This is a genomic window from Micromonospora polyrhachis, from assembly GCF_014203835.1.
GTDB lineage: Bacteria > Actinomycetota > Actinomycetes > Mycobacteriales > Micromonosporaceae > Micromonospora_H > Micromonospora_H polyrhachis.
This window is the reverse complement of record NZ_JACHJW010000001.1, coordinates 5134253-5159046: the sequence shown is the minus strand read 5'-3', so window position 1 is coordinate 5159046 and position 24794 is coordinate 5134253. Positions and strand designations below refer to the sequence as shown.

17 protein-coding genes are annotated in these 24794 nt (G+C 67.9%); 1 reads left to right on the top strand and 16 read right to left on the bottom strand.

Translation table 11 applies throughout. The features are described from left to right. Positions 1 to 490 precede the first annotated feature (490 nt). The gene (locus FHR38_RS33605; RefSeq protein WP_184536595.1) at positions 491 to 913 is read left to right on the top strand and encodes a helix-turn-helix domain-containing protein; all 423 of its coding nucleotides are present in this window, start codon (positions 491 to 493) and stop codon (positions 911 to 913) included. Between the two features lie 10 nt (positions 914 to 923). Here the strand turns inward: FHR38_RS33605 and FHR38_RS22830 are convergent, their stop codons facing one another. The 16 genes from FHR38_RS22830 to FHR38_RS22755 all read right to left on the bottom strand — a co-directional run bounded on the left by FHR38_RS22830 (position 924) and on the right by FHR38_RS22755 (position 24399). After that, a complete protein-coding gene (locus tag FHR38_RS22830; protein WP_312882350.1) occupies positions 924 to 1874 on the bottom strand; it encodes an ROK family protein in 951 nt (316 codons plus the stop codon). An 11-nt stretch (positions 1875 to 1885) separates the two neighbouring features. Next, positions 1886 to 3364 (bottom strand): argininosuccinate lyase, encoded by a 1479-nt coding sequence (locus FHR38_RS22825; RefSeq protein ID WP_184536594.1) that lies wholly within the window; start codon positions 3362 to 3364, stop codon positions 1886 to 1888. 89 nt (positions 3365 to 3453) lie between these two features. After that, positions 3454 to 4407 carry an amidohydrolase family protein gene (locus tag FHR38_RS22820; RefSeq protein WP_184536593.1) on the bottom strand — a complete coding sequence of 318 codons (954 nt, stop codon included), beginning with the start codon at positions 4405 to 4407 and terminating at the stop codon, positions 3454 to 3456. Continuing rightward, on the bottom strand, positions 4404 to 5315 hold the full coding sequence (locus FHR38_RS22815) for a creatininase family protein (protein ID WP_312882349.1): 912 nt from the start codon (positions 5313 to 5315) through the stop codon (positions 4404 to 4406). The genes FHR38_RS22820 and FHR38_RS22815 overlap by 4 nt, the downstream gene beginning before the upstream one ends. Then, positions 5303 to 7105, bottom strand: coding sequence for an ABC transporter permease (locus FHR38_RS22810; RefSeq protein ID WP_312882348.1), 1803 nt, complete (start codon positions 7103 to 7105; stop codon positions 5303 to 5305). Before FHR38_RS22810 ends, FHR38_RS22815 begins: the two co-directional genes overlap by 13 nt. Then, on the bottom strand, positions 7102 to 8184 hold the full coding sequence (locus tag FHR38_RS22805) for an ABC transporter ATP-binding protein (RefSeq protein ID WP_184536592.1): 1083 nt from the start codon (positions 8182 to 8184) through the stop codon (positions 7102 to 7104). Before FHR38_RS22805 ends, FHR38_RS22810 begins: the two co-directional genes overlap by 4 nt. A 109-nt stretch (positions 8185 to 8293) precedes the next feature. Continuing rightward, complete coding sequence (locus tag FHR38_RS22800) at positions 8294 to 9337, bottom strand: extracellular solute-binding protein (RefSeq protein ID WP_184536591.1); 1044 nt, start codon at positions 9335 to 9337, stop codon at positions 8294 to 8296. Between the two features lie 94 nt (positions 9338 to 9431). Then, a complete protein-coding gene (locus FHR38_RS22795) occupies positions 9432 to 10595 on the bottom strand; it encodes an ROK family protein (RefSeq protein WP_184536590.1) in 1164 nt (387 codons plus the stop codon). 406 nt (positions 10596 to 11001) lie between these two features. Then, positions 11002 to 11946 (bottom strand): S8 family peptidase, encoded by a 945-nt coding sequence (locus FHR38_RS22790; protein ID WP_184536589.1) that lies wholly within the window; start codon positions 11944 to 11946, stop codon positions 11002 to 11004. 137 nt (positions 11947 to 12083) lie between these two features. Further along, positions 12084 to 12665 carry a hypothetical protein gene (locus tag FHR38_RS22785; RefSeq protein ID WP_184536588.1) on the bottom strand — a complete coding sequence of 194 codons (582 nt, stop codon included), beginning with the start codon at positions 12663 to 12665 and terminating at the stop codon, positions 12084 to 12086. A gap of 136 nt (positions 12666 to 12801) precedes the next feature. Next, entirely contained in the window at positions 12802 to 13230 is a 429-nt protein-coding gene (locus FHR38_RS22780) for a hypothetical protein (protein ID WP_184536587.1), read from the bottom strand. Between the two features lie 220 nt (positions 13231 to 13450). Beyond that, positions 13451 to 14086: a hypothetical protein gene (locus tag FHR38_RS22775; RefSeq protein WP_184536586.1), complete on the bottom strand. Its 636-nt coding sequence runs from the start codon at positions 14084 to 14086 to the stop codon at positions 13451 to 13453. Between the two features lie 82 nt (positions 14087 to 14168). Continuing rightward, positions 14169 to 15311 carry a Dyp-type peroxidase gene (locus FHR38_RS22770; RefSeq protein ID WP_184536585.1) on the bottom strand — a complete coding sequence of 381 codons (1143 nt, stop codon included), beginning with the start codon at positions 15309 to 15311 and terminating at the stop codon, positions 14169 to 14171. Continuing rightward, positions 15308 to 16426 (bottom strand): S8 family peptidase, encoded by a 1119-nt coding sequence (locus tag FHR38_RS22765; RefSeq protein ID WP_184536584.1) that lies wholly within the window; start codon positions 16424 to 16426, stop codon positions 15308 to 15310. The genes FHR38_RS22770 and FHR38_RS22765 overlap by 4 nt, the downstream gene beginning before the upstream one ends. A gap of 160 nt (positions 16427 to 16586) precedes the next feature. Beyond that, entirely contained in the window at positions 16587 to 17024 is a 438-nt protein-coding gene (locus FHR38_RS22760) for a hypothetical protein (RefSeq protein WP_184536583.1), read from the bottom strand. A 10-nt stretch (positions 17025 to 17034) separates the two neighbouring features. Beyond that, the gene (locus tag FHR38_RS22755) at positions 17035 to 24399 is read right to left on the bottom strand and encodes a polymorphic toxin-type HINT domain-containing protein (protein WP_184536582.1); all 7365 of its coding nucleotides are present in this window, start codon (positions 24397 to 24399) and stop codon (positions 17035 to 17037) included. Between the last annotated feature and the right edge of the window lie 395 nt (positions 24400 to 24794).

Sequence of the window (24794 nt, the reverse complement as noted above, 5' to 3'; positions counted from 1 at the left end):
CAGATACCCGACCTTTGGACCGCATGTCGCACTGATGCTTGCCCCTTGCTGGGCTGCTGACCAGTTCGTGCTGCTCCTACGCTTCTCGACGATGACGAGGGTAAACCTATGGCCCTTGTTTCACTCACCAACCCGCGTCGTCTGGTCCAGGATGCCTACGGTCAGACGTGGATGCGCCCCACAGCCATCGACCGGCCCACCCGCACGGAAACCCAGTTGTGAACGGCCAGAGACCGGTACGCCGCGCCCGGTACCGGGAGATCGACCCCATCACCGAACTGGTCACCGCTGCCGTCGAGCAACTCCCGGTGGCAACCTGGCTGGTCCCCGACCCGCAGCGTTTATCCGTCATGGCTATCAGGCCCAGGACACGCTCCACCTGCCCGGCCGGCAGGCCCCGGGCACCCGTGCCAACACCTTCCCGCGAACAAACGTGCTGGTACGGGTGCCCACCACCCGCTGTCCAGCAACGTCCATCTGAAGAAGTTCGATGCTGTCACCGAACCGCTCTACCCACTCGACCCCCCTCGGCCCCACCCTCACCCAGCTACGGCGAGCCCACGGCTGGAGTCAACCCGAACTGGCCGAACAGCTCTGTATCGCGGCCGGCCTGCCCACCGTCACCAGAAACGAAATCTCCCGATGGGAACGTCAACAACGCATCCCAGGCAGCTTCTGGCTGGGTCTGCTCGCTGCCGTACTGGAAACCTCGCTTGACCACCTGAAAGCCGCCGCCGCCATCACCCGTCGAACCGTCGAACCAATCAGCCAAGTACGACAGGGCAACAAGACGCACCCACCACCACTGCCGCGCTGGACACCCAGGAGTTCGAGGAGATGCTTCCGGCGTACCTGCTGGCGAAGCAGAGCGTCGACCTCACCGGGTGACCGGTCGACCGATAGCACGGCATAGGCCGGATCTATCAGCCGACCGGTAGCGCCTCGCGGGCCATGGCCACGGCGCCCAGCAGCGCGGCGTCGTCGGCGAAACTGGAGAGCACGATCTCCGGCGGATGCGGCAGCACCTGCCGGAGGCGGTCGGTCAGCAGGCTACGGATCAGGTCGCTGCGGGCCACCCCGCCAACCAGGACCACCCGCTGCGGGTCGAGCAGCAGATGACAGGTGGCCAGGTGTCGGGCCAACTCGTCAACCCGGGCGAGCAGCGCGTCCCGGGCCGTACCGGGTAGTTCGGCGGCGGCGCAGAGCCCTGCCGCTCCCCCGGCGATGCCCAGTCGCTCGGCGAGCTGGTCCAGCGCACGTCCGGCGAAGGCCGCCTCCAGCATCGCCGCCGGCTCCACCGGGCCGGACGAATCCGCCGGCTCCGGCCAGGTCGGCCCGGCGACCGCGTACGCGATCTCGCCGGCCGCGCCCCGGAACCCAGCCACCACCTCACCCCGTACGGTGACCGCCGCCGCGACCCCGGTGCCGAGCCCGACGACAAGCCCCGGGTCGGCGTCCCGCAACGCGCCGAGGCGCAGTTCGGCCAGGGCCGCCGCGTTCAGGTCGTTGGCGACCGCCACCCGGGACACACCGAACCGGTCCCGGACCGCGTCGGCCAGGCGCAGCCGCTCCCACCCGGGCACGTTCGGCGCGAGGTCGATCCCGTCGTCGCGGATCACGCCGGGCGAGGCGATTCCGGCCGCGACCAGCCGCCCACCGGCCCGCAGGACCAGCGTGGCGGCGAGGTCCAGCGCCCGCTCCAGCGCCTGTTCCGCACCCCGCTCGGCGTACGTCGGCACCCGCTCGGAGTACAGCCGCCGACCGTGCAGGTCGGCCACCCCGACCGCCATCTTGGTGCCGCCGAAGTCGATGCCGAGCAGCCGCTGGTCCGACTCTCCGTCCGGCAGGCGCTGGCCGGGCGGACTACCGGCCACCGAACGCAGGTTCACTGGCCGGCCCGATCGGTCACGGCCCGCCCGGCGACCAGCTGGTCCAGCTTCCGGTCTGCGCCGGCCATCCGCTCCCGCAGGGCGGCGACCCGCTCGGCCACCGTGTCGAAGGTGCCACGTACGACAGCCACCTGCGCCCGGACTGCCGTCGCCCCCGGACCGTCGGCCTGGGCCCGGTCGAGCACGAGTTCCGGGCGTACCGCGGCGGCGATGAGGTCGGTGATCGCCGCGTCGTCGAGCGACTCGGTGATCCCGACCGCCTCGGCGGCGGCCCGGACGTCGGCCGGGGTCCACTCGTCGGGTGCGCCACCGCGCACCAGCCGACCGACCACCGAGTGCGCGGCCCGGAACGGTACACCGTGTCGGGTCAGCGCGTCGGCGGCGGCGGTCGTGGTGGCCCCGGACCGGACGATCTCCGCGTTGGTCGGCGGCTCCAGCGGCTCCAGCTCGGCGAGGAAGCCACCGAGCAGGGCGAAGAAGCGTTCGGCCCGGTCGTCGCTGTCCCAGAGCCGGACCTGCACGTCGGTGGTGGCGTTGTTGGAGTCCTCCCACCAGGCCGCCCCGACGTTGTTGAGCACCGACGCGGCGTCGGCCGCCTCGGCACCCGCCATCGAGACCAGGTGTTCCAGCACCACCGGGTTGCGCTTCTGCGGCATGATGCTGCTGCCCTGGGTGAAGTCACCCGGGGTGACCACCCAGCGCCAGGTCAGCCAGTCCATCAGGGTCCGGGCCAACCGGGCCCCGGTGGCCAGCGCCTGGGCGTTGAGTGTGGCGACCCGGACCAGGTGGTCGGCCCCTGCCACCGCCTCGTAGGAGTTGGTCACCAGGCCGGCGAAGCCGAGTAGTTCGGCGATCCGGGCCGGGTTGATGTCCAGGTCGGTTCCGGCGAAGGCACACGAGCCCAGCGGCGACTGGTTGAGCTGGTCGAGCAGGTCGGCGTAGGCGACGGCCTCACCGGCCAGCGCCTCGGCGTACCCGGCCAGGGCGTGCCCGATGGTGGTGGGCTGGGCGGGCCGGCGGTGGGTGTAGCCGGTGATGACCACGTCGGCGTACCGGTCGGCGCGCTCCAGCGCGGTCGCGCCGGTGGCCAGCACCCGGTCGACGACCCGGAGCAGCTGCTCGCGCAGCACCATCCGGAACACACCCGCGTCCAGGTCGTTACGGCTGCGGGCAAGCTGTACGTCGAGCTGCGAGGTGGGGATGCCACACGCCTCGGCGAGCCGCTTCTCCACCAGGTAGTAGACGTCCTCAAAGCTGCCGTCGTACTCCGGCGGGGTGCCGGTGTCGGCGGCCAGCTCGCGGAGCCCGCCGAGCAGCCGGGCCCCCCGCTCGGCCGGGATCAGCCCCTGTTCGGTCAGCATCACCACGTGGGCCTGGCTGGCCCGCACCATCGGTCCGAAGAGGTACGACACGTGGTGGTCGTACGTCGGGCGCAGGTGGTGCCGTTGGTACGTGGTCAGCGACGGTGTCTTCATGGCTAATCCTCGTTTCCCTCGTTGCGCCGAGCGGTGTGGTGGCCACCCGGCCTCGGCTGGCGCGACTCAGCCGGCTGCGCCGGTGGGGCTCAGCCGGTGAGCCTCAGCAGCCGTTCGGCGTTTCCGGAGAAGATCGCGCGTAGGTCGGCGTCCGGTATCCGCAGTTCCCGGCAGATGCGTAGCTGTTCGTCCAGGTAGGGGCGGACGTAGCCGCGCGGGAACCAGGACGAGTCGCTGCCGAAGATGATCCGCTCGGGGCCGATCGTCTCGTAGCAGCGCTGGAACAGATCGGTCAGTGTCAGCCGGTACGGCATCCAGCGCACCCACTGGTTGGAGCCGGACGTGTCGATGTGGATGTTGGGGCAGCCCCAGGCGGAAAAGAGCAGTTCCTGCACGTGCTGGACGCCGAAGTGCGGCACCACGAAGGGCAGTTCCGGGAAGCGTCGGGCGACCCGGGCCAGGTGGTGGGGGCTGTCGTACGGGCTGGACGAGAGCCCGCCAGCGCTGCCGTAGTGTCCGACGTGGACCAGGACTGGGACGCCCAGCCGCTGGGCGGTCGCCCAGACCGGATCAAGGGTCGGGTCGTCCAGTGGCCCGCGCAGCAGCGGTGCGAAGAGCTTCCAGCCACGCAGCCCGAGTTCGGTCACCGCCCGCTCCAGCTCACCGGCCGCGTCCGGCGCGAACGGGTCGTGGTGGGCGAAGCCGAGGAACCGGTCCGGATGGCGGGCGACCAGTTGGGCCATCCTGTCGTTGCCCCCGGCGGTGACGAAGACTGCCTGCCGGATGCCGTTGGCGTCCAACTCCCCGATCCACCGGTCGGCCTCGTCCTGCCAACGCGGGGCGGCCGGCGCCGGGTCCGGGAAGCCCCAGTCCCGCCGCCACCGCTTCGCGTACGGGGCGACGGCGGCGGCGCGTACCGCCCGGTCGTGCTCGTCGCCGGGGTGCATGCCGGCGGCGTGTTCCCCGGCCCGGATGGTCTCGTCCACGCCGATCTGGAAGTGCAGGTGGAAGTCGACGACGTCCAGCCCGTGGTCGGCGGTCATGCCGCCCCCTCGGGTGGGCCAGGTAGCGGGGCGGCCACCCAGGCGTCGACGGTCTCGCGTAGCCGTGTCCCGGCCAATTCCCGTACCCGCCGACCGGCCGTCTCGCTGGCCAGCGAGACGTGTCCGGACCAGCCCTCCCACGGGTTGGGCCGGGACTCGATCAGCACGTACGGGTGGGCGACCGGCAGTTTGGGCTTCGGTGGCAGGTCGGTGGTGGCGTCGAGGCGTACCGCGCCGGGGTCGAAGCCGAGCACTCCCGAGGTCTCGTACGCGCCGCCGTGCCCCCTCGCCGGCGGTTCGCCGTAGATCTCGGTGGTCTCCGCCGGGGTGACCAGTTGGAACCAGTTGACCAGCAGCAGGCTGGCGAGTCGCCGGCCGGAGACCCATTCCATCGCCGCACGGACGGTGGACATGTTGGCGTCGTGCCCGTTGACCACGAGCAGTCGGGTGAACCCGGCGGCGACGATGCCCTCGATCACGTCGCTGAGGTAACCGACCGCGACCTCGGGCCGGATGGACACGGTCCCCGGCCAGGGCCGGGTCTGCCCGGGGCAGGCAGCGTACGGCACGGCCGGGAAGAGCACCCCGCGCGGACCGCCCGTGACCGCGCTCTCCCCGGCGAATCCCTCGGCGAGGATCAGGTCGCTGCCCAGCGGCAGGTGCGGGCCGTGCCATTCGACGGCCCCGACCGGCAGGACGGCGAAGTCGGCCGCCTCGGCCACCGCCGGCAGCTCGCATCCGGGCACCCGGGTGATCGGGAAGAGCCCACCGCCGGCCCGCCAGGCCGCCAGGTCGACAGCCAGGCCGCCCCCGATCCGGCCATTCGGGTCCACGGCTGGGCCGCCGTCGATCCGGCCGGCGGCCTGGCCGCCGTCGATCCGACCGGCCTCGCTGTTCAGTTCGTCCACTTGGCCGCCTCCTTCGCCGACCGGTTACCGCCCTCCAGCCGGCCGGATACCACCATCACCACGAAGATCAGCACTACCTGGAGCATGCCGTACGCGGCTGCGGTGCCGATCTCGAAGGAGTACATCCGGTTGTTGATCTCGACGGAGATCGGCGCGGTGGAGGAGGTGTAGATCAGCACCGAGGCGACGAACTCACCGACGCCGTTGACGAAGGCGAGCAGCGCACCGGCGAGCACGCCCGGCAGCATCAGCCGCAGGGTGACCGTACGGAACGCCCGCCACCAGGAGGCACCGAGGTTACGGGCGGCCTCCTCCAGCGACGGATCGAGCTGGGCCAGCGCCGCGTTGCTGGATCGGAAGACCAGCGGCAGGAACCGGACGAAGTACGCCAGCGGCATGATCCAGAAGGTGCCGACCAGCACCTGTCCGAAGCTGAACGCGTTGCCGGTGCTGAACGCCGAGATCAGGTTGATCGCGACGACGGTGCCGGGCAGCGCCCAGGCCAGCATGACCGCCACGTCGAGCAGGCCGCGGCCGAAGAACCGCAGTCGCCGCACGGCGTACGCGATGAGCACACCGAAGACGACGCAGGCGACGGTGGCGAGCAGGCTCATCTGCAACGAGTTGAGGATCGGCTCGAACGCCTTCGGCTCGGTGAAGATCGTCTTGAAGTTCTCGGTGGTGTACGCGCTCGGCACCACCTCGGTGGTCCACGAGCCGTCGGCCGAGAAGGCCACCAGCGCGATGGTCGCCACCGGGGCGAGCAGCACCACGGTGGCCAGCAGCGAACCGGCCAGCGCCAGCCAGCGACCGAACGGGTTGGTCACCTCGCGACGGTGCGCGGCGACCCCCTTGGACTGCGAGCGGTAGCTGCGCCGTCCCTCGTACCAGCGCATGCCGAGCAGGAACAGCACCGACACCACGCCGAGCACCGAGGCGTAGGTGGAGGCCATCGGCAGGTCACCGTTGGTGCGGTTGATGTAGATCTGCATGGTCATCGTCTGGTCCACCCCGAACAGCAGCGGGGCGGTGTACGACGCCAGCGACGTCATGAAGACCAGCAGCGAGGCGGAGACCAGCGCCGGGGTGAGCATCGGCAGCAGGACGGTGCGCCAGACCCGGACCCGACCGGCACCCAGGTTGTACGCCGCCTCCTCCACCGACGGGTCCATCCCGGCCAGCGCGGCCGAGGCGGAGAGGTAGAAGAACGGGTACATGGTGAAGGTGTGCACGATCAGCACCCCGGCGATGCCGCTGAACGGCAGCACCGGGCTCTCCGTACCGAACAGTTGCTGGAGGCCCCGGGGCAGGATGCCGGTCTCGCTGTAGAGCAGCTGGAACGAGATCGCGCCGATCAGCGGGGGCAGCGCCGCCGGCACCAGGATGATCGCCTCGATCAGCTTGCGGCCGGGGAAGGAGAAGCGCTTGAGCAGGAACGCCATCGCCACGCCGACGATGCCGCAGAGCAGGACGCTGGCCGCCGAGATGACCAGCGAGGTGACCAGCGAGGAGCGGGCGACGCCGTCGCCGGAGAGGAAGCTGGTGTAGTTGTCGGCCCCGTCGGTGTTGACGCTCTCCAGGAAGGTGGCCAGCATCGGCTGGACCACGTACCCCCAGAGCACCAGGGCCAGTGGGAGCACCAGCACGTACGGGAACCAGTTGGAACTCGTACCGCCCCGGAACCGGTCGGTGAACCGGGACCGACCCTCGTCCCGACGGGAGCGCGCCGGGCCGGGGGCACCGGTCAGGCCGGTGCCCGGGGAGGTCGACGTCGTCGGGGTGGCGGTCACGGGCGGACCACCCACATCCGGGCGGGGTTGAGCCGCAGGCCGATCTGGTCGCCCACGCCGAGTCCGGCGGGCACCTCGACAGCCGCGACCATCACGCCCTCGGACTCGCCTTCGACCTCGACGATCAGGTTGGTGGCCATGCCGGTGAACTCCAGCTCGGTGACCCGGGCGGTCAACGCCCCTTCCTCGGTCGCCGCGCAGAGCCCGATGTGCTCCGGTCGGACCGAGACCAGGGCGGTGGACCCCTCGGTCAGGCCGTGCCCCTGCGGTCCGGCCACGGTGATCTGGCTACCGCCGCCGGGCAGCCGTACGTCGACCGTGGTCGCGGTGGCCGCGACCACCGGCAGGGAGAGTACGTTGCTGCGCCCGATGAACCGGGCGACGAAGGTGTTCGCCGGCCGGTGGTAGATCTCCTGCGGCGAGCCGATCTGCTGCACCCGGCCGGACTCCATCACCGCGATCCGGTCCGACATCGCCATCGCCTCGGACTGGTCGTGGGTGACGTAGATGGAGGTGATCCCGGCCTCGCGCTGGATGCGCCGGATCTCCACTCGGGTCTCCTCGCGCAGCTTGGCGTCGAGGTTGGACAGCGGCTCGTCGAGCAGCAGGGTGCGCGGCCGAATCACCAGGGCCCGGGCCAGGGCGACCCGCTGCTGCTGACCGCCGGAGAGTTCGTCGATCCGGCGGGTGCCGTAGCCGCCGAGGTGCACCTGGTCGAGCGCCTCGGCGATCCGCCGCTGGGCGTCCGCCCGACCGACCTTGCGGATCTTCAGCCCGTACGCCACGTTCTGCGCCACCGACATGTGGGGGAACAGGGCGTAGTTCTGGAACACCATGCCGGTGTCGCGCTTGTTCGGCGGTTTGCGGGTGACGTCTTCGTCGCCGAACCGGATCCGACCCGAGGTGGGGAAGTAGAACCCGGCCACCATGCGCAGGGTGGTGGTCTTGCCGCAGCCGCTCGGGCCGAGCAGGGTGAAGAACTCGCCGGCGGCGATGTTGATGTCGACATCGTCGACCGCTGCGGTGTCGCCGGTGCGCGCGAAGCGCTTGCTCACCGACTCCAGCGTGACATCGATCATGAGGTTCCTTCCTCCATCCGGATCCGGACCGGGCCCTGGTGCGGGGCCCGGTCCGGTGCCGTGACCGGTCGACCCGTCGACTACCGACCGGCGACCCAGGTCGTTGACGTCAGCCCTTGTTCTTGATCTGGGAGTTCCAGTGGTTGATCCACTCGGTCTCGTGCTTGGCGATGACGTTCCAGTCGACGTTCATCGGCTTGAGGTTGAGCTTGGTCAGCCACTCCGGCTTCTCGGCGATGTCCACGGCCGGGATCTGGAAGTAGTCCCGGGCCAGGTCGGCACGGAGCTTGTCGTCGAAGAGGAACTCGATGAACTTCTGCGCGCCTTCGGTGTTGCCGCCCTTGACCGCGGCGAGCCCGTCGACCAGCACCGGGGCGCCCGAGGCCGGCATCACGTAGTCGAACGGCATCTTCGACTGGTTGGCCTGGAGCAGGATGTCCTGGAGGTTCCAGGCGCTGAGCAGCCCCTGCTGACGCGACATCTTCAGGTAGAGGTCGGTCGGGTTGGCCGCGTAGGTGCCGGTGTTGGCGTCGAGCTTCTTGAGCCAGTCGTAGCCGGGCTGCGGGTTGCTGCCGTCAGCGGACTGACGCTGGATCATCGAGGCGTAGATCGACCGCATGGTGCCGGAGGCCGCCACGTCGCGGATGATGACCTTGTCTTTCCACTTCGGGTCGAGCAGGTCGTCCCAGTCCTTCGGCGCCTCGTCGGCGGTGAGCGCCTTGTTGTTGTACATGATCACCTCGGGCAGCAGGATCTCTCCGTACCAGCGGCCCTCGGCGTCCTTGTACTGGGCGTCCATCTTGCCGGCGAAGGTCGGCTGCCAGGCGGCGAGCAGATCCTCCGAGGCGCCGGAGCTGAGCGCCTGCTGGGTGCCGCCCCACCAGACGTCGGCCTGCGGGTTGGCCTTCTCCGCCCGGACCCGCTCCAGGATCTCCTGGGCACCGAGGTTCAGCACCTCGACCTTGCCCTTGTACTCGGGGTACTTGGCGGTGAACTGCTCGACGGTGTAGTCGGCGACCTTCTTGTCACGTGCGGTGTAGATGACCAGCTTCTCGGTATCCGAGGCGGCGTTGTCACTCCCGCCACCACCACATGCCGTGGTGGCGGCGAGCACCGCCGCGAGTGCTCCGGCAAGAGCGAGGCGACGCTTCATTGGGTATACCTCCGGGGGAAGAGAATCTTGCGAATTCGGATGAGGAACGGTTCAGGGTCTTGTGGTCCGGGGTTGCCGTCCGGGCTTCGGTGGATCAGGGCAGCGGGACCAGGTTCGGTAGGCCACCGGCGGCGGCGGAGAGGGCGTAGCTGACCGCGCCGTGCAGCACCGCCCGGTCGCCGAGCACCGCTCGACGTACCTCGGTCGTCGCCGGCGCGATCTCGGTGACGAGCGCCTGTACGCGGTCGACGGCGGCGTCGTCGAGCTGGGCCGCCGCCCCGCTGAGCAGGACTCGTCCGGGGTCGATCACGCACACGCACGAGACGATCAGCCGGGCCCACGCGGTGAGCACCTCGTCGAGGTAACCCGCCGCGTCCTGGTCGGTGTGTGCCAACTCGATCAGTGACCGTACCGGCGCTTCCGGACGGCGGCCGGGTCGCAGCGCCACCATCCGCTCGGCTATGGCGTTCTCCGACCAGCGGGCCTCGAAGGCGCCCACCCCGTCGCGCCCCCGGTCGGCAGGGTCCAGCGGGAGGAAACCCACCTCGCCAGCGGCCCCGGCGGCTCCCCGACGGACCCGACCGTCGAGGACCAGTCCGGCACCGATGCCGTCGGCAACGTGCAACAGGAGCAGGTCGGCGACGTCCGTACCGGCCCCGGCGGCGTGCTCCCCGGCGGCCATCAGGTTGACGTCGTTGTCCACCACCACCGGAATACCGAGCCGGCGCTGGACGGACTCCCCGATCGGCCGCCCCTCGACCAGTCCGACCGAGGGGGCCAACCGTACCGCGCCCCCGGAGGAGACACCCGGGGCGGCGATGGCTACGCCCCGGAGCGCGGGTAGGGACTCGCCGACCAATTCCGGGATGAACCGGCAGACCGTGTCCTCGATGTCTCCGCCCAATCGGGCGGTGCGGTGGGCAATCACCGCTCCGTCACTGTCCGCGATCTCACAGCTGATCCGGCCGGGCTCCAGCGAGACGGCGGCGACCAGTTCGGCGCGCGGGTTGAACTCCAGCATGGCGCGCGGCCGACCGGCCCGGGAGGTGCCGGGGCCGCGCTCGATGAGGTATCCCTCCGCGATCAGGTCGCGGACGAGCGGGGTGAGGGTGGCCGGGCTCAGGCCGGTCAGCTTGGTCAGCTCGGCACGCGAGAGCAGCCGGACCTGGCGGGCGGCGCTGATCACCGACTGCCGCTTGATCTGCATCGACCGCTCTCGGCTTACCGGGCTGGTCGGTGGGATGGCCACGTTGCTCACACTTTCTTCCTATGCCGAACGAACTATTAGCGTCAAGTCACGATCGTGTCTCGACCCCTGGGACCAGCAGCAGCTACAGGTCAAGGAGGGTTAACGAGGGCGTCAGCGGGAGACAAGGGAGATATCGCAGATTTTCGGGCAAACAATATCAATCGCCCCAGGCGTTAGTTCTTTCTCCGAAAAAATTGGAGGTTCAACGGCAACCCGCCGCGCTTTCCACCACGGGACGCCGTCACCGGCCGGACCGGGCGGTCCCGGTCCGGCCGGTGACGGAGACGGTGGAGAAGATGCGAACCGATCAGTCAGGACCCCGGTCCGTCGCCGCCGCGGCAGGGCCGGGGCCCACCCTGTTCGCCAGGTCGGAGCCGCGCATCAAGCCCAGGCACGGCTCTCGACGCCGTACCGATTAGCGATGACACAGACGAAGTCGAGAATCACGAATTTCGCCAGGTGCGAACAGGTCGACACAGGTGCCCCAGTTCGAGCCGGTGTCGGTCCCGCCCCAACCGGTGGCCCGTTCCGCCATCGGGTTGCTCGCTCCGACCGTGATCGCCGCCGGTACCCCGGCCGGGCTGAAGTTGCAGGCGTCCTGCTCCTTGTTTCCCGCTGCCACCACATAGGTGATGCCCGAGGCGATCGAGTTTGCCACCGCAATCTCCATCGTCGGCGACTCCCCACCGCCGAGGCTCATGTTCACCACGGCCGGACGCTGCGCGTTCTGCGTTATCCAGTCGACACCGGCGATGATCTGGCTGGTCAGGCCGAGGTTGTTACAGGCGAGCACCCGCACCGAGACCAGGTTGACCTGGTTCGCCATGCCGTAGGTGGCCCCACCCACGGTGCCGGCCACGTGGGTGCCGTGCCCCTGCTCGTTGCAGTCCTGCCCATTCCAGCCGTCATCGATCGCGTCGAACCCCACCGTGGCACGCCCGCCAAACTGGCTGTGGCTGGTCCGGATACCGGTGTCCATGATGTACGCGGTCACCCCAGCCCCGGCCTGATCCGGATAGCGAAACTCATCATCCAGCACCGACGAACGCTGATCGACCCGGTCCAGATTCCACAGCGGGTAGTAGCGCGTTTCCGCGCCCGAAACAACCGAGTCGGCCTCCACCCGCTCCACCTGCGGGTCGGCCGCGAGCCGCCGGGCCTGCGCCTCCGTCGCGGTCAACACGAACCCGTTCAAAGCCCGCTGGTACGTCCGCTCCACCCGACCGCCGTACCGGGAGGCAACCGCCCCTGCGGCTGACTGGACAGACGGCCCCGCCGTACCCTTCAACGACACGATGTACCGACCCTCGACCACCGCCGCCCCCGCCGAGACATGCACCGGTTCCTCAGGCCTGCACACCGCCCGCTCCAACCTCGAGCGTCACCACGACCGCGACGGCCAACCCGCCCGACATCAGCCGCCACCGACTCATGATCATGCCCATCACGTCCTCCCCGATGCTCCGGCACCACTCACGTCAGGTCAGGTGGAAATAGCTAGGTCAGGTGGAAATGGCGACGGAAAGCCTCGACAAATCTCTCGGCCACTCCCCCGGCCAGCAACGGCGTCGCCGGGCGCTCGACCGCCGCCAATGCCCGCTCGGCCTCGGCCATGTCACTGCGCAGGGCATGGGCAATCGCGAGGTTTGCCTCATCCATCTGGTTTCTCGGACCTGCGGTCACCTCGGCGATGAGGTCCCCGAGACTCGACCGCGCTGCCAGGAACGGCTCACCGTAGGTGAACAGGTCCTCGACCACCCGTTCGGCGGCGACCGCTTCCTCCAGCGCGTCCCCCGCATGGCGCACCGTCCAGCGCCCATTGCTGTCGGCGGGTGGTTCCGCCTTCCGCATCAGCGTGTCGATCGTCGTGCCCACCATGCATGCACCGGTCGAGACCTCCAGAAACTGGGCGCTGAGCCGGGCGACCTCGGCGTGCTTGACCCCCACCGTCGGGTTGAGCGACAGGCCCCGGTCCTGGGGTGGGAGGCTCACGCCCAGTTCGAAGGAGAGCTCCGCGTCATACCGCCGGGTGAAGCCCGCAAAGTCGTCCTCGTCCAACTCCGCCAGCGCCCAGCCCATGGGGGCCAACCGCTGGCGGAGCTCATCCACGATCGTCACGGCGCAGATCCGCAGGTCGGACGGACGCGAAGATTGGTTCCGACCCTCGCATGGCGGCTTTCGCGGCCCCGATATTTGATCGGTTTCAACCAGTGAATCAAACCATTTCCCTCACGACGAGATGTCCAATTTTCGGCAAAACGATGTCGACGAACTCCGGCGAATAGAAATCAGGTTGATCGGCGTCTACATAAACTCGTACCGGCAGGTCGCCGATAGGAACCTGAAACCGGAGCACCGCGAGATCCAGCCCGTCACCCACCCGTAAAACTCCACTAGAAATACGTAGCGTGCCGTCGAAGACAATTGGCCCCACTGGATCGTCGATAACGATGGAGGCAACGCGGACGGTGGTAGCGCCATCCGCAGCGCCGTTCTGGACCCGGACTATGACCTGACTGGGCCCCACGTCCAGCACGGGATGGGGCCCAGCCTCACCGAGATCCTCGTCCGCTTGACTTTCGTTGTCACCGATGAAGAGCACACCTCCACCGATGAGGGCGCTGAGCTGTCCAAGCATGGGCATATTCAGATGCTACTCGATTGTCAGGATCCGTACGGGTTCCAGCCTCGTTGTTTCCAGACTCTCGTTGCTCGCATCTGCAGGTTTGAGCATTGCTGGCAATGCGGGAACAAGCGTTGCGTGGTTCCGTCTGGCACGAATGATGAGACCCGGCTGGTGGTCTGGAATCCAGTTTCCACACTTCGCGCCCGGAGTCCGAGACCGCGCCGGGCACGCTGCCCAGCTACCTAACAACACCTTCACCGTCAGCACGGCACAGCGGGTGAGCGGTGGCATCCTGATCACCGTCAAGGCCAACCGCACCGGCACCGCGTACCTCTACGCGTGGAACGGCGATACCGTGCTGGGAGACCCGATGGTGGAACTGCGCGACTTCGCGCACCAACTCCTTCTGCCGCACTATGGCCGCCCGGCACGCGTCGTTCGCCCACTCTCTCCCGAGAACCACCTCTGCCGGCTCCGACAGAGCAACATCGGGCAGATCCGCACAATCTCGCACCGTGTCGTAACATGCGGAAAGGATCTCGGTCGTCGTTTGTCCGCTCATTTCCGCCGCAGAAACCCCAACTCCGTACACCAGTGCGTTGAATAACTGCCAGAGCGGCACGAAATCCACATCGTCGGCGAGTTCCAGCAGCTCATCAACCACCGGACCGACATCTTCGTCGTGCGCAGTCCGACCATCCGCAGCCGCATCGATCATGCGGACTGCATGACCCACCCACTCGCCACCGTCCGAATCCAACAGCTCTCGACATTCCGCCGGAAGTGCATCCACCGTCCAATTGACCACCCGCCTGACCAGCTCAAGCCGAACGGCAGGCAACATCGCTCCGAGAAGCTCGCACTCGGGTTGCATCTCCCGATCCCACAAGGTCCTCATCTAATCGCCGTCCCGCCAGTCCAACTCCAGATGTTCCTCGCTTTTCGGGCTGCTCCTATCACGAGTGCAGCATCGTACGGCCCAGGTAGTCGTCCGCGCCCGTGCTGGCTGGCAGGACGAAGTAGTAGCCGCCGCCGAACGGCAGGGTGTAACGCTCCAACGCCTCGCCCGAGAGTCGGCGCTGGATCGTCGCGAAGCCGCGCTCCACGTCCCGCTGGAAGCAGATGAAGATGTGCCCCACGTCCTGTGTACCGGCCACCGTGGGAGTACGACGGTAGGAGTAGCCCCGACGCAGAATCCGATGCCGCTCACTCTCCGGGGTACGCGGGTTCGCCCGGCGGATGTGCGCGTCCAGCGGAATCACCCGCCCGTCCGGATCGGCCGCGAAGTCGGGCTCGTCCGTCTCGTGTGACCGGCCGAGCGGTGCCCCGGTCTCCTTGCTCCGGCCGAACACCCGCTCGTGCACCGCTGCCGGCTCCGCGTCCCAGGTCGGCATCGCCAGCCGGATCAGCCGTACCACCTGGTAGGTGCCCCCGACGCACCAAGCCGGTTCGTCGTCGCCGGGCTGCACCCAGACCAGCCGGTCCAGCAGCTCACGGTCCGTCGGGTCGGGATTGCCCACGCCCTCCCGAAACCCGAACAGGTTCCGGACACCAGAACCGCCGGGCGGGTGGAAGCCCTCGATGTGCCAGCGCTGCCGCAGCCCGGGTATCGGCCGGCCAAGCCGCACCGCCAGCGCCTCCGGATCGTCGGCCGAGATCTGCACCAGCAGGTCACCGTGGCACCAGTCCGGATCGAGCACGTCGGCACGGAACGCCGGCATCGGCGTGAGCAGACGCGGTGCGCGCAACCCGTACCGCTGGTCGAAGAGCGACGCACCCACCGCGACCGTCGCGGCGGCACCCGCCACCCGGGCGCTCACCGCCCGCAGCGCCGCCGTCAGCCCGGCCCGGTCCGTGGCCTCCACGTCGTACGCCACCAGCAGCGTCGCCCCGGGTGCCGGGGCCTCGACCGCCTCCTGCCTGGCGACCCGCGCCACCTGCGCAGGTCGTACCGGTTCGGTCGGGCTGGCCGTGACCGATGGTTTCCCGGCGGCGGAGCCATCGGTGCCGGAGCCACCACAGGCGGTGGCTCCGGTCAGCCCGACCGCACCGGCAGCAGCGAGGAACGCCCGCCGGCTGACCGTGTCACGGTCGGTCATACAAGAGCCGGTGGATCGATGACCTCCGGGGCGTAGAGCAGCCTGTTCGGCGAACCGCGCAGGGTGTCCGCCCGCAGGGCATCCGGGGTGGCCCGGCCGACCAGGATGCTCGCCACCTGGGCCGGCGTCGCGGTGGGATACACCGACAACACCAGCGCGGCGGCCCCGGCCACGTGCGGTGCGGCCATCGACGTGCCGCGTAGCACCCGCGACGCCAGGTCGGTCGCGTTGTGCGCCGACCGGATGCTCTCGCCGGGTGCGAACAGGTCGACACAGGTGCCCCAGTTCGAGCCGGTGTCGGTCCCGCCCCAACCGGTGGCCCGTTCCGCCATCGGGTTGCTCGCTCCGACCGTGATCGCCGCCGGTACCCCGGCCGGGCTGAAGTTGCAGGCGTCCTGCTCCTTGTTTCCCGCTGCCACCACATAGGTGATGCCCGAGGCGATCGAGTTTGCCACCGCAATCTCCATCGTCGGCGACTCCCCACCGCCGAGGCTCATGTTCACCACGGCCGGACGCTGCGCGTTCTGCGTTATCCAGTCGACACCGGCGATGATCTGGCTGGTCAGGCCGAGGTTGTTACAGGCGAGCACCCGCACCGAGACCAGGTTGACCTGGTTCGCCATGCCGTAGGTGGCCCCACCCACGGTGCCGGCCACGTGGGTGCCGTGCCCCTGCTCGTTGCAGTCCTGCCCATTCCAGCCGTCATCGATCGCGTCGAACCCCACCGTGGCACGCCCGCCAAACTGGCTGTGGCTGGTCCGGATACCGGTGTCCATGATGTACGCGGTCACCCCAGCCCCGGCCTGATCCGGATAGCGAAACTCATCATCCAGCACCGACGAACGCTGATCGACCCGGTCCAGATTCCACAGCGGGTAGTAGCGCGTTTCCGCGCCCGAAACAACCGAGTCGGCCTCCACCCGCTCCACCTGCGGGTCGGCCGCGAGCCGCCGGGCCTGCGCCTCCGTCGCGGTCAACACGAACCCGTTCAAAGCCCGCTGGTACGTCCGCTCCACCCGACCGCCGTACCGGGAGGCAACCGCCCCTGCGGCTGACTGGACAGACGGCCCCGCCGCGCCTTTCAACGACACGATGTACCGACCCTCGATCGTCATCGTTGGAATGTGGATCGGCCCCTCCACCGGCAGCGCCGCCTGCGCCCCATCCGCTGTCGCAAACGACGCAGCAAGTGTCACACCGGCAAGCAGTGCCGACAGTAGTCGCTGACGAGCCCTGACCGCACCTACTGCACCTCTCCCCATTTTCGTCGACCCTTCACGTTCGATCAGTTTTTGATTGAGCAACTTCTTCAATGAGCTGGGACATGGAGATAGTCAGCGTCGTCGCCTCCAGCACATCGTCGACGACTATCCGCAAATGCATATTCCCGACGGGAACCCGGTAGACAAAGGCGAACTCCTCGCTGGCAACATCGGCTACTTCCACAAGCCCTTCGGGAACCTCAAGATAGCCGTCGAAGACAACGGATTCACCGTCCTGCGCATCATCACCGATGATCCGAATAAGCACCGAGGCCATGTCCGGGGGTACCACCGCAACCGTGACGCAGCTCTCCTCAGCCGCCACGGTGGATACCGCCAGATCGATGAACGGAACACTCCCGCCCGCCCCTATCGCTTCGATACGGACCGTTCCCCATGGAACCGGCACAAGATGTTCATATTTTGCACCGGGACTTGATCTGTCAGACATTGCCAGCCACCTACAGCAGATCCTCGTACGGATTGATACCGTCTCGCTTCATCAACCCTGTCCACGTTCCCTGGGAATTGCTGCATTGACGGCATTGCGGCAGCAGAATCTGGGGGACATGAATGCCGCTAGGGTTCTTGATAAAAGCCGACACAGGTTGATGATCTTTAAACCAGGTGCCGCTCGGCATGCCCGACACCGTTGCCGAACAGGTGTGACAACCGTACCTGTTGCCGATCGCGTTGACCTGGGCAATCTCGGCCGCCGTGAAGTCCCGCTCCGGCCCACGAGCATTGATCCATTGCTGAGTGTTCGGACCTGGCAAGAATAGTTTGCATGCGTCACGATAGCCGCCCCTACGTCCGCCGATGTTGTGGACAAGGACTGGCGTGCCGCCTGCGACCACATAGTACGTGTGTAGGTCGTCGACGGTGAGGTTGTGGACGCGCTGCGCGGCGGTGCGGTGTTCGACGGCGGTGATTTGAACGTAGGTTCCGGACCCGGTTCGGAGCAGATCACCGCTCTTAAGGTCCTTGGCGTCGCGCCACTCTCCTGGTTTGGCGACCCAGAACGGATGTCCGTCAGTGGCGGTGACCGTGCCATCGGAGGTGCCGTCGCCGTCGTTGTCCGTGGAGATGTCGACCAGACGCTTCTGGCCCTCGCCCGTAATTGTCGCGGTAACCGTCCTGCTGGCTGTCTCACCGGTCTCCGGGTCGGTGGCGAGGACCTTGTCGCCCACCCTGACGTCGGCGATTCGCTTCCGCGCACCATCGGCCATCTGCACCGGAGTCTCCGGAGTGAAGCTGTTGCTGAGACAGTTGCCCCGCGACCCCGCAGGCTTGGTACCCATCGGGTCGGTCAGCGCGGTGGGGTGGTTGAAGACGTATGCGTACGGGTTGGTGTCGCCGGAGGCGAGGCCGATCGGGTCTTCGCTGATGAATCGCTGCAACAGCGGGCTGTAGTAGCGGTTCCGGTAGTAGTAGAGCCCGGTCCCGTCGTCCTCCCGTCCGGTATACCGGTAGGGATTACCGTCATCGTTGCCGTCGACCGTCGTCGCGCCGAAAGGCTCGTACGCGTAGGAAGCTCCGGCACCAGCGTTGTCGACCAGGCCGAGCGTGCTGCCCAACGCGTCGGTGAGATACCGCTTCGTCGTACCGCCGGACTCGCGTAGCTGCCAGCCGTCGGTGCCGGCGCTGGTCATGGTCGCGGTCACCGCACCGTTCACCTTTTCCTGCAACGGGTTCGGCCCGTCGTACAGGTAGTTGGTGGTGGCGCTGTTGATGGTGCGATCCAGCCGTCGGCCGTCCGTGGCGTATCCGAAGGTGGCCGTCAACCCGGTCCGGGACAGCCCGGCCAGTTCGCCACGGTCGTTCCAGGTGTAGGTGGTCGTGCCGTCGGAGGTCAGGTTGCCGTCGGCGTCGTAGCTGACGGTGACCCCGGCGATGGTCTCGATCCGGTTGGCCTGGTCGTAGGTGGCGGGGCCGAACGCAGCCGGCAACTGGGTACGGGAGTAGCTGCCGGTGGTACGAATCGGCTGACCGGCGTCGTCGTACTGGTAACCGATGTCGCCGAGCACGGTAGTGTTCGCCCGGTAGGTGATCGAGCTGACCTGTCCCGCGTCGTTGTAGGCGTAGGTCTGGCTGACGCCCGTGCCTGGGGCACCAACCCGCTCGGGACGGCCGATGAGGTCGCGCCCCACGGTCGTGACTGCGGTCCCGCCTTGCTGGATCTCCGCGAGCTCACCGTTGGCGTCATAGATGTGACGGGTCGCGCTCCGCCCGGGAACCGTCATCGTCCGGTCCCGAACGGTCGCGCTGTATGCGTACGACACGGTGCCCTGCGGCGTGGTTTCCGCCGTGACCCGGTCGAGGTCGTCGTAGTCGACGGTCGTCACCCCGGCGACCGAGTCGTCGGTGCTCCGCAGGCGGCCACCCGCGTCGTAGATGTAGCCGATGGTGGAACCGGTCCCGATCCGGGTCTGGGTGACCCGGTCGAGCTCGTCGTAGTCGTGCTCGGTGACGACGTTCCGTCGGCTGGTGTGTTTCTTCTGGTTGCCGTTGAGGTCGTACTCGATCGACTCGACGGCACCCTTCGGGTCGGTGATCGACCCGACTCGGTCCATGTTGGTGTAGCCGAAGACGGTCGTTCCCTGACGTGCGTCTATGACCTTTGTCTGGTTGCCGTTCGGGTCGTACTCGAAGCTGTTGGTGCGACCCAGCGGGTCCGTCACCGATCGAACCTGGTCGGCGGCGTCGTACCCGATGTCGGTGCGACCACCGTGCCCGTCCAGCGTCTGGATCTGTCGTCCGATCGCGTCGTAGCCGGCGTGACTGATGCGGCCCAACTGGTCGGTGACCTTGATCGGGTCAGAGCCGACGTAGTCCGTCACCACTGACTTGTTCGCCGGGTCCGTGACTGCCGTGACCAGGCCGCTGGCGTTGACGGTGAAGGTCGTCTTCCGGTTCATCGGGTCGGTGATGCTCTTGACCGCACCACGGGTGTCGAGTTCGTAGACCGTGGACTTGTTGTAGGAGTCCGTGGACTTGGTCAACTCGGCGTAGGGGCCGTTGTACTCGAACTTCTCGGTTCGCGCCTGCGGTGTCCCGGCCAGCACCGTTACCTCGGTGATCTGGCCTCGACCGTTGTAGACGTACGTGGTACGTCGGTTCAGCGCGTCGATCGTCGCCGTCCTGCGGGCCCCAGCGGCGTCGTACTCGTGCGTGGTGGTCTGCGCCAGCGGGGTGCCGTAGGCGCGGGTGTCGGTGAGCACCGAGCCCTGGGCGTTGAAGGTGAACCGGCGGACGTGCCCGCGCGGGTCTGTCATCCGGGTCTCGGTGATCACATCGTTGGCGACGGTGTAGTCGAAGGTGGTGATGCCACCGTCGGCGGCCTTCTGGGTGTGCACCCGACCGGCGGAGTCGTAGGTGTTCACCAGGTACGTGATGTCGCGCGGGTCGGTGATGGTCTTCAGCAGCCCGTTTTCCCACGTGTATCGGGTGACGCCGCCACGTACATCGGTGATGGTGGAAAGTCGGTTGGTTGTGTCGTAGGTGTAGGTGACCTTGCGGCCGATGTTGTCCTCGATGCCGACGATCTTGGGCGGGTTGGCCTGGTCGTAGCTGAACTTGACCCAGCGACCGCTCGGTGAGGTGATCTGGGTGATCGCACCGTTGAGCCGGACCTTGCCGTCGGTGCCGGGCGGCGTGGTGGCCCGGGTGATGGTCGTCGTGTTGCCGTGCTTGTCGCGGATCTCCTGGATGGGTGCCTCGTCACCGAGCACGAAGACCGTGCCGTCGCGTAGCTTGACATCCCAGCCGTCGCCGTTCCAGGCGACGGTCGAGCCGTCATACGCGGTGGGCGTCGGGTCAGCGGTGAAGACCGCGCCGGCGTAGTCGTCGCCCGGCGAGGTGCGCTGGTAGTGAATCTTGCTGCCGTCCGGCTGAACCAGGTCAAACTGTTGGAAGTCGAAGTTGCCGATCTGACCGGGTGACCAGGGGAACATGCCGTAGTCGAAGTTGGTGCCCACGCCGAACGGCCGGACGTCAACATCCCCCTGCTGATAGGTGCGCTTGATCCGGATCGGCACAATGTCGTTCACCGTCATATCGACGGTTTCGTCGACGAGCAGGCCGGTGGACGGGTCGACGGGGTCCCCGACCCGGGTGCCGTTCGGCTTCGGGGCCACCCGGGCCGGGTTCATCCCGGGTACGGCGGTCATCGCGCCGGTCAGCCGGTAGAACCTGACGTCGGGGTCAGGGATAATCTGCTTGCCGTCCGGGGAAACCTTGCCGAGGCCGTAGAGGTGCCAGCCCTTTCCATCCGGGTCGTAGTTCCAGAACTGGGTACGGGTGCCGGGCGGTTCCTTGGTGTAGTTGGGGTAGATGATCCGCGCGCCCTCGGGAAAAAGCACCCCGCCGCCGGGTTGCACCGTGAAGTAGACCGGCACCTTGGTCGGCGGCAACGGGAACGGCGGGCGGTCGATCGGGATCGGCGTCAGGCTCAGCTCGGTGGCGACGTTGCCGTCCACGTCACGGACGATCGTTCCGGCGGGGATGTGCACTTCGAGGCCGGGGATCGCCCGGGTGGTGAGCACGACCTCCTCGGTGGTCGGGCTCGCGACCGACACGCTGTTGGCCTGGTCCAGCACCGGCAGGAACACCGTGTACGGCAGCACCAGCATCTGGCCCCGGGTCATCTCCAGGCCGATGTCGAAGACTCCGTAGCTGCGGTTCTTCGTTGCCGCCGTCCGGCCGTCCACCCGCAGGGAGATGTGCCCACCGGGCACACCGGTCAGTGCGAACAGGCCGTCCGCGTCGGTGGTGACCTTCCGGTCCCCCACGCTGATGGTGACCTTGGCCAGGGGGCGGTCGTCGGTGTCGAGCACCCGACCGACCACACCGGTCATCCCGACCGGGAACTGCAACGCCCGCTCGCGGGTGGGCATGGGCTTGCGCCGGGTGGTCCAGTCCTGACCGCTGAGGTTCTTGGCGTCCGGTGTCCAGCCGGCGTTGTCACAGCCGGGAGCTGGCTTCGGCTCGGGCTGCGGTTCCGCCTGGGCTGGTGGCTCACCCGGCTGCCGGGGTACGGGCGCGGTCGGCGCGGTGATCCGTTCCGGCTCGGTGTCACAGGCCGGCGTGACGGTAGGCCGGGCCGGCTCGTCCCGCTTCTTCCGAGTGGACTGCGGAGCCACCGGGGCGGTACGGCTCTTGACGATGACGTCGACCTCACCGGCGGCACCCTGCGGTGGATCCAGCACGAGGGTGTGCGTACCGGCGGCGGTCAGGGTTGGGAAGGTCTCCCGGTCGTAGTACATCCACCGGCGGGTGGCCAGTGCCCGCCCGTCCGGGCCGTAGAGGGTGAAGTAGAACCGGTTGTTGCCGGTCAGCGCCCACCGAGTGACGTGGATGTCGAGCCGGTCATTGACGTTACCGGCAAAGCTGATCCGCCCGTTCTGCGCCGGTCTCGCGATGGTGACCGTCTGGGCCGGGCCGTCGACCACGGCTGTGCCCGCGTCCGATTCGGTGGAGAGATAGACGGTGAGGTCACCGGTTTCCCGGTTGAAGGTACTGATCTCTATCCGGTAGTCGCCGGCGACCGTCAGTGCGGGCAGGTCCTGACCCCAGACCGTGTCGACGTTGCCGCTCCAGAAGTAGGTGCCGTCCGGTTTGTTGACGCGTACCGACACCACGGCGAGGGAGCTGGTCATGCCGAGGGAGAGCCGCTGACCGACCTGCCCGGTGAACCGCCCGACGACCTTCTGACCGGGCAGCGTCACTGGTGCCGGCAGTGCGGTGTCCAGCGTCATCAGGCCGAGGTCCACCGGCTCCGCCGCGTAGACGTTGACCGGCCCGGTCCCGGATGCCTCCGGGTCTACCTGGAGTCGATACCGACCGGTGTCGGGCAGCGCCGCGACCTCGATGCTGCGACCGGTGCCGAGGCTCACCAGGCTGCCGTTTGGTCGGTACAGCCGCAGCGTCACCTCGCCCGGTATCGCGTTGTTGATCGTGCCGAGCGACAACGGCCGGCCCTGGACCCCGTCGAAGTCGAACCAGGCGTCTCGTCCCGGACGGTCGATGGTGACTGTCTTTCGGCTGTTGACCGCCAGCGGTCCAGCTTCGATCGCCGTGGACAGCCAGGTCCGGACCGTGCCGACGGATTGCCAGCCGGTGATGAGCAGCGCATGCTGGCCCGTCTTACGCAGCGTCGGCAGGTTGCGGGCCTCGGGATAGCCGCCGCTCAACAGTTCCCGCTGGACCTCGTCGGGCTCGATGAGCAACGCGCCCGGGTAGGCGGGGCGGTCGTTCTGCTGCAACGTGTTCTCGGAGTAGCCAAGTTGCAGCACCTGGCCGGTGGTGCCGGCGAAGGGCAACCGTACGGACTGGCCGGGCCGTTCGATGCGGATCGCCGCGTCGGCACCGTTGATCCCGAGGGTGGGTCCGTTGATGACGGCCGAGAGCCAGACCTTGCCGAAACCGCGCTCGTTGGGTCCAAAGGTGACGGCGAGTTGATGGGTGCCGGTCTGCTTCGCCTTGTAGATCATCGTCGGGATGTACTGGGACAGCGGATAGTTCCAGTTCAGTGACGTACCGTCCGGGGCGGTGATGGTCACGACGAAGCGGTTCCCCGGCTTACTCAGCTCGGTCAAACCCAGGCTGAGCCACTCCCCGGCGGCGGCGGTGAACGGGAAGACCGTCGCCTGCTGCGGCACCGTGATCTGGAACGGCACCCCCGCGCCGTCCTTGGTCAGCGTCAGGCCGGCCATCGTGTGGGAGGCAGCGACCCGCAACGACCCGCCCGCGTCGTCGTTCGGCTTGATCACCATCGCGTACGTGCCGGTGGCCGGCAGCGCTGGCAGGTCCTGGGTGAGTTTCCCGCCGGCCCAGACGTCGATCGGGTCACCGAGTGATCCCCGGCCGAAGTTGCCGCCGTACGGCGTGAACATCCACAGCGCCGAGCGGACCGGGACCGTGTTGTTGTCCACGGTCACGTTGATTCGCTCACCCGCCGTCCCCTGGAGGAGCAGCAGCGCGGACTTGCCCGCCGGGATGGTCGCGGTGACCGCTGGCTGGCCGGCCACCAGGGTGCCGGCGTACACGAGCTGGTTCATGACGAAGCCACGCGGTGCCACCAGGAAGTCGGTCGCGCTCTGCGCCATGCCACCCGGAGTACGCACTGAGATCCGCCCGGACGAGGCAGCGGCTGGCACCCGTACGGTCAGGCTCGTCGTCGATGCCGACTGCACCTGGGCCACGGTGCGGTGGAACATCACGACGTTTCGGGTCTTGTCCAGGTCGAATCCGGTGCCCGTGATGGTGACCAGGTCGTTCTTGTTGCCTCGGTCGGTGGAGACGGCCGTGATCGTCGGTACGGGTGTACCGGCCTCGACGAGGAACGGCCGTGGACTCTGCGCCGTCTTGCCGTTCGCGGTCACCGTGAAGTGCCCGTCCGCAACTCCGGCGGGCACCGTAACCTTGAGCCGGTTCGCAGTGGCGGTGGTGACCGCCGCCGCTATGCCATCCACAGTGACGGTGTTGTCTGCGGCAGTGGTGGCGAAGCCGGTGCCGCTGATCTCCACTGTGGTGCCGACCGGTCCCCGGGCTGGTACCAGCGCGAACACCGCAAGCGCATCCGCGGCGAGCCGCTTGGTCTCCAGAAGGTTGCCCGCGTCGTCGTAGCGATAGGACGCCGCCCCGGTGGCCGAATCGGCGACGCCGACGAGTTGGCCGGCGGCATCGTAGAAGTAGTCGCGCGGTCCGGCTGGTGCCGGTGCCGCCAGCGACTTCTCTGGCTTCGGTGGTTCCTCGGGCCGTTTGGCCTGTACCGGATTGGCCGGCAGGCCCGCGATGACGACCGCCGCCGCCAGCAACGCGGGCACCAACCGCGACCTTGTACGGAGACGACGCGCCAAACGCATTGATCCCCCTATGCAGAGCGGGTGAACCACCAGTTCGCCAACTCGTGAACCGGCAGCCAGACATTGATGGACGACAACTTATCCAGCAAAATCCCACCCCGCTGCCCCACCTTGTGTGACGAATCCCTCACGCGAAAGCACTGGGCGCACAGCGCGCCGAAATGAGCAAGATGCGTCCGACATCCACCCTGAGCAGCGCAAACGTCATCCACGCCAGCGCAGGTCGCAACCAAGCGTCACCGTTCACGTACTGACCGACACTCCGGCGAGCCACCTCCGCGAGCCGGTTCACCCGCGCCCCCGACCAGCGAAAATCTTGCGATGCACACTTGAGCAAGGTACGCAAGAACGATCTT

Coding starts and splice junctions, on each gene's coding strand:
- FHR38_RS33605 (WP_184536595.1), top strand. CDS start 491: ATGCTGTCACCGAACCGCTCTACCCACTCGACCCCCCTCGGCCCCACC.
- FHR38_RS22825 (WP_184536594.1), bottom strand. CDS start 3,364: ATGAAGACACCGTCGCTGACCACGTACCAACGGCACCACCTGCGCCCG.
- FHR38_RS22820 (WP_184536593.1), bottom strand. CDS start 4,407: ATGACCGCCGACCACGGGCTGGACGTCGTCGACTTCCACCTGCACTTC.
- FHR38_RS22805 (WP_184536592.1), bottom strand. CDS start 8,184: ATGATCGATGTCACGCTGGAGTCGGTGAGCAAGCGCTTCGCGCGCACC.
- FHR38_RS22800 (WP_184536591.1), bottom strand. CDS start 9,337: ATGAAGCGTCGCCTCGCTCTTGCCGGAGCACTCGCGGCGGTGCTCGCC.
- FHR38_RS22785 (WP_184536588.1), bottom strand. CDS start 12,665: ATGGGCTGGGCGCTGGCGGAGTTGGACGAGGACGACTTTGCGGGCTTC.
- FHR38_RS22780 (WP_184536587.1), bottom strand. CDS start 13,230: ATGCCCATGCTTGGACAGCTCAGCGCCCTCATCGGTGGAGGTGTGCTC.
- FHR38_RS22775 (WP_184536586.1), bottom strand. CDS start 14,086: ATGCAACCCGAGTGCGAGCTTCTCGGAGCGATGTTGCCTGCCGTTCGG.
- FHR38_RS22770 (WP_184536585.1), bottom strand. CDS start 15,311: ATGACCGACCGTGACACGGTCAGCCGGCGGGCGTTCCTCGCTGCTGCC.
- FHR38_RS22765 (WP_184536584.1), bottom strand. CDS start 16,426: ATGACGATCGAGGGTCGGTACATCGTGTCGTTGAAAGGCGCGGCGGGG.
- FHR38_RS22760 (WP_184536583.1), bottom strand. CDS start 17,024: ATGTCTGACAGATCAAGTCCCGGTGCAAAATATGAACATCTTGTGCCG.